Here is a 5081-nt window from a genome sequence, read left to right on the forward strand (position 1 = left end):
CACCGTGACATCGGCGCCCGACTCGATCAGCACCTGGGTTGACAGCACCACCTCTTTGCCGGCCTCGCGCAGCACCGCCGCGATGTCGAGCCAGTCAGCCAGGCGCACCTCGTGGCGGCGCGAACAGACGGCTTCGCCCAGGTAAACAATGTCCACCGGCGACTGCGCCACGGCTTCATAAAAAGCCAGCACCTCGTCGCGCGGCCAGTAGTATTGGATGGGGCCCAAAGACAGTTTCATGATTACTTCCACGGACGATGGTAAGCGCCGAGTGTGTGCTGCTGGCCCTCGGCGACTTTGTCAAGCTCGCTGAACCAGGCTGGTTTGGCGCTGTAGTGCTGCGGGTTGGCGCGGCAGTTGTCGATGGCGGCGCGCCACACCTTGGTCACCTGCGCCACGTAGGCCGGGCTGCGCTGGCGGCCCTCGATCTTGATGGCGCGCACGCCGATCTTCATCAGGTCGGGCAACAGCGACAGTGTGTTCAGGCTGGTGGGTTCTTCGATGGCGTAGTAGTTTTTTTCGTCGCCCACGTCAAAGCGGCCCTTGCACAGCGTGGGGTAGCCGGCGTTTTCGCCGGGGGCGTAACGGTCGATCAGCACGCCATTGAGGCGTGACTCTCGGCCCTGCGGCGTCTCGACCCAGCGCACTGCTTTGGGCGGTGAGCACACGCCATTGGTGTTGGGCGCTTCGCCAGTGGCATAGCTCGACAGGGCACAGCGACCTTCGACCATCACGCACAGGCTGCCAAAGCCGAACACCTCGATCTCGACTGGGGTCTTGTCGATCACCTGGGCCACCTGGGTCAGGGACAGCACGCGTGGCAACACGGCGCGCGCAATGCCAAAGTGCTGGGAATAGAAGTCCAGCGCCTCATAGTTGGTGGCCGAGCCCTGCACCGACAAATGCAGGCGCAGTTGCGGCTGCTGTTTGACGGCATAGGCCATCATGCCGGGGTCGGCCAATATCACGGCATCAACGCCGCTGTGCGCGGCACGGTCCACGGCGCGCTGCCAGAGTTCGGCCTTGGCCGCCTGCGGGTAGGTGTTGAGCGCGACAAACACCTTGCGGCCGCGGTCATGGGCGTAGCGAATGCCGGCCTCGATGGCGACTTCGTCAAAGTTCAGGCCGGCAAAATTGCGCGCATTGGTGGCATCACGAAAGCCCAGGTAAACGCAGTCGGCACCGTTGTCGACGGCGGCCTTGAGCGCGGGCAGGCTGCCGGCCGGGCAGACCAGTTCCATGGGTGCTGGCGCGTCGGGTTGTGTTGGGGTAAGGGGGGCAGGAAAGGTGTTCATGGCGAATTGAGAGAACGCCTTGAAGGCGCAGGCGAAGTCAAGCCGCAGAGCGTAACCATGCTGGCCATGCGAGTAAATGATGCAGGTCAATCTATTCATAAAAAACGAAAAACTGGCGACAATCAGTTGCTTCTTATATTGAGGCCCTTGCCCCCATGAACCGACACCTCTGGCTACTGGCCATTTGCCAAGGTCTTTTCCTGACCAATAACGTCACGTTCATCGCCATCAATGGCTTGGTCGGCTTCAGCCTGGCGCCACTGGGTTGGATGGCCACGCTGCCGGTGATGGGCTACGTGGTGGGGGGCGCGTTTTCGACCGGGCTGGTGGCCAAGAGCCAGCACCGCTTTGGCCGCAAGACCGCGTTTCAGATGGGGCTGGTGGTGGCGGCCCTGAGCGCGCTGCTGTGCGCCTATGCCGCCTGGAGCCACAACTTCTGGCTGTTGTGCGCGGCCACGGTGATTGCCGGCTATTACAACGCCAATGCCAACCTGTACCGCTTTGCCGCGGCTGAGCTCGCCAGCGCGGGCTACAAGGAAAAAGCGGTGTCGATGGTGATGGCCGGTGGCCTCATTGGCGCCGTGGCCGGGCCCAATCTGGCGGCGCAAACCCGCACCCTGACGGATGTGCCGTTCATGGGCGCCTACCTGGCGCTGGCCGGCGTGGCCTTGTTGTCCATGGCGGTGCTGGCCTTCATCACCTTTCCACCTGCGCCGGCCAAGCAGCACCAAAATGAGGGTCGCCCGCTGCGCGAGATCATGCGCCAGCCCGTCTTTATGGTGGCTGCGGCCTGCGGCGCGCTGGGCTTTGGTGTGATGAACCTTTTAATGGCGGCCACACCATTGGCCATGCAGCAGTGCAGCCTGCCGTTTTCTGATGTGGCGCTGGTGCTGGAATGGCATGTGATCGGCATGTTTGCACCCGGCTTTTTTACCGGCCATCTGATCAAGCGTTTTGGTGTGCTGCCGATCATGGGCATTGGTGTGCTGCTCAATGCACTGTGCATCGTGATTGCCCTGTCGGGCGTGGACCTGCACCAGTTTTTGATTGCCCTGTTTTTGCTCGGTGTGGGCTGGAACTTTTTGTTCACCGGCAGCACCACCCTGTCGCTGCAAACCTACACCCCGGCCGAGAAAGACCGGGCCCAGGGTGCGCTCAACTTCTTTGTTTTTGCCGTCACGGCGTTGAGCTCATTTGCCTCGGGCGTGCTGGTCACCACCCAGGGCTGGCAACTGCTCAATGCGGGCTCGCTCATCCCGGTGGCACTGACGGGTGCGGCCATTGTCTGGCTCAAGACACGGCCCCAGGCAGTGCCTGCCCAGGCGCCGTAACGACCAGGGTTATTGGGCCTGCAACATGCGCTCGCTCTTCCAGTACACGTCATCACCCACCGTGCCATCGGTGCGGTAGCGGTTGAGCACGCGGGCCAGCACAAACATCAGGTCTGACAAGCGGTTAAGGTAATGCCTTGGCGTGTCTTTCAAGGCCTCCTGGCCGTCCAGTGCCACCACCGCGCGTTCGGCCCGGCGCGCCACAGTGCGGCACACATGGGCCAGCGCGGCGGCGCGGGTGCCGGCTGGCAAAATGAATTCCTGCAGGCGCGGCAGCGCCTCGTTGTACTGCGCCAGCGCGTTGTCGAGCGCCAGCACGGCTTCGGCCTTGAGCAACTCAAAACCCGGAATCGACAGCTCGCCGCCGAGGTTGAACAACTGGTGCTGGATCTCCACCAACAGGCTGCGCACATCGTCGGGCATGGCTTCGCACAGCAGCACGCCGATGTTGGAGTTGAGCTCGTCGACGTCGCCCATCGCGTGCACGCGCAGGCTGTTTTTGGAAACGCGGGTGTTGTCGCCCAGGCCGGTGGTGCCGTTGTCACCGGTGCGGGTGGCGATTTGTGTCAGTCGATTGCCCATGGGTGTGCTCTGGATGCCTCAATTCATGATAATGGCCGGGATTATGACGGAGACCCATCGTGAACGCCCCAAGCCCTCAATTGCACCCGGAAATCCATAACCGCCCAGCGCCTGAAGCGCTGTTGCAAGCCCTGGCCGCCCGCTTTGGCAGCCAGTACTCGGCCGCCCTGGTGGTGCGCGAGCAGCATGGCCGCGACGAATCGTCCTTCAGTGTGCCGCCGCCCGCGGCTGTGGTGTTTTCTGAGAGCACGCAGGATGTGGCCGATGCCGTCAAGCTGGCGGCGCAGTTCAAGGTGCCGGTGATTCCGTTTGGTGTCGGCTCGTCGCTGGAAGGCCATTTGCTGGCGGTGCAGGGCGGCATCAGCATCGATGTGGGCCGCATGAATCAGGTGCTGGCCATCAACGCCGAAGACTTGACGGTGACGGTGCAGGCCGGCGTGACGCGCAAGCAGCTCAATGAGGTGGTCAAGTCCACCGGCCTGTTTTTTCCGATTGATCCCGGCGCCGATGCGACGCTGGGCGGCATGGCAGCCACGCGCGCCAGCGGCACCAACGCCGTGCGTTACGGCACCATGCGCGAAAACGTGCTGGCACTCGAAGTGGTCACCGCCCAGGGCGAGGTGATTCGCACCGGCACGCGCGCCAAAAAATCCAGCGCCGGCTACGACCTGACCCGCCTGATGGTGGGCAGTGAGGGCACGCTGGGCGTGATCACCGAGGTGGCCGTCAAGCTCTACCCGCTGCCCGAGGCCGTCATGGCCGCCACCTGCTCATTCGACAGCCTGGCAGACGCCGTCAACACCACCATCCAGATCATCCAGATGGGCGTGCCGATTGCGCGCTGCGAACTGCTCGACGCCAACACCATCCGCATGGTCAACAAGCACTCGCAATTGAGCCTGCAAGAGGGCGCCATGTTGCTGATGGAGTTCCACGGCTCGCCCGCGAGTGTGCAGGAGCAGGTTGAGACGGTGCAGGCCATTGCCCATGATTTTGGCGGCCAGACCTTTGAGTGGGCCAGCACACCCGAGGCGCGCACCAAGCTTTGGACGGCGCGGCACAACGCCTACTTTGCCGGCATCCAGTCGCGCCCGGGCTGCAGAGTGATCACCACCGACGCCTGCGTGCCGATCTCGCGGCTGGCTGACGCGCTGCTGGACTCGGTGACCGAGGCGCAGGACAGCGGCATTCCCTACTTTCTGGTCGGCCACGTTGGCGACGGCAACTTCCACATGGGCTACCTGATCGACCCCGATTCAGCAGATGAGCGTGCCACCGCCGAGCAACTCAACCACCAGTTGGTGCAGCGCGCGCTCAAACTGGGCGGCACCTGCACCGGCGAGCACGGCATTGGCCTGCACAAGATGGACTTTCTGGTGCAGGAGGCAGGCAGCGGGGCCATCGCCATGATGCGCGCCATCAAGCAGGCGCTGGACCCCGACAACCTGATGAACCCGGGCAAGATTTTTCGGTAGCCCGGATGGGGCAAAGCGCAATCCGGGAATACACGTCAAGCCTGCCCCGGATTGCGTTGCGGTTGCGGTTTACTCGATGGTGAGGCGCTGCGCGCCACTCATGGCCTGCTTTTTGGGCAGCGTGAGGGTCAGCACGCCGTTGTCGTATTTGGCTTTGGCCTGGGTCTGGTCAATGTCAGACGACAACTGGAAGCTGCGCGACACGGCGCCGTAGTAGCGCTCGCTGCGCAACACCTTTTCATCCTGGCTGGTGCTGTCTTGCTGCTTGACCTCGGCGCGCAAGGTCACCATATTGCCATCCACCGCGACCTGGATGTCTTCGATAGGGCTGGCGCAAGCATTTTCAAGACCCTGTGCCGCATTTGGGCAGCCTTGCGCGCCGCACTTACTTGCCGTTG

At 63.0% G+C, this 5081-nt stretch carries 5 protein-coding genes and 1 pseudogene; 2 read left to right on the forward strand and 4 right to left on the reverse strand.

Annotated features, from left to right (window positions below):
• Window positions 1-240 (reverse strand): annotated as a pseudogene (locus GPS82_RS13215) (U32 family peptidase); the annotation flags it as partial.
• A 2-nt stretch (window positions 241-242) separates the two neighbouring features.
• Window positions 243-1295, reverse strand: coding sequence for a peptidase U32 family protein (locus GPS82_RS13220; protein ID WP_296495488.1), 1053 nt, complete (start codon window positions 1293-1295; stop codon window positions 243-245).
• Between the two features lie 155 nt (window positions 1296-1450).
• Here GPS82_RS13220 and GPS82_RS13225 point away from each other — a divergent pair, with 155 nt between their 5' ends.
• The gene (locus GPS82_RS13225) at window positions 1451-2626 is read left to right on the forward strand and encodes an MFS transporter (protein ID WP_296495490.1); all 1176 of its coding nucleotides are present in this window, start codon (window positions 1451-1453) and stop codon (window positions 2624-2626) included.
• 9 nt (window positions 2627-2635) lie between these two features.
• Here the strand turns inward: GPS82_RS13225 and GPS82_RS13230 are convergent, their stop codons facing one another.
• Window positions 2636-3208: a cob(I)yrinic acid a,c-diamide adenosyltransferase gene (locus GPS82_RS13230; protein WP_296495491.1), complete on the reverse strand. Its 573-nt coding sequence runs from the start codon at window positions 3206-3208 to the stop codon at window positions 2636-2638.
• 59 nt (window positions 3209-3267) lie between these two features.
• Here GPS82_RS13230 and GPS82_RS13235 point away from each other — a divergent pair, with 59 nt between their 5' ends.
• Window positions 3268-4683: an FAD-linked oxidase C-terminal domain-containing protein gene (locus GPS82_RS13235; protein ID WP_296495493.1), complete on the forward strand. Its 1416-nt coding sequence runs from the start codon at window positions 3268-3270 to the stop codon at window positions 4681-4683.
• 69 nt (window positions 4684-4752) lie between these two features.
• Here the strand turns inward: GPS82_RS13235 and GPS82_RS13240 are convergent.
• The coding region (locus GPS82_RS13240) for an Hsp20/alpha crystallin family protein (RefSeq protein WP_296495495.1) at window positions 4753-5081 on the reverse strand (329 nt) is incomplete at its 5' end.

The organism is Rhodoferax sp., from assembly GCF_011391645.1.
GTDB lineage: Bacteria > Pseudomonadota > Gammaproteobacteria > Burkholderiales > Burkholderiaceae_C > Rhodoferax.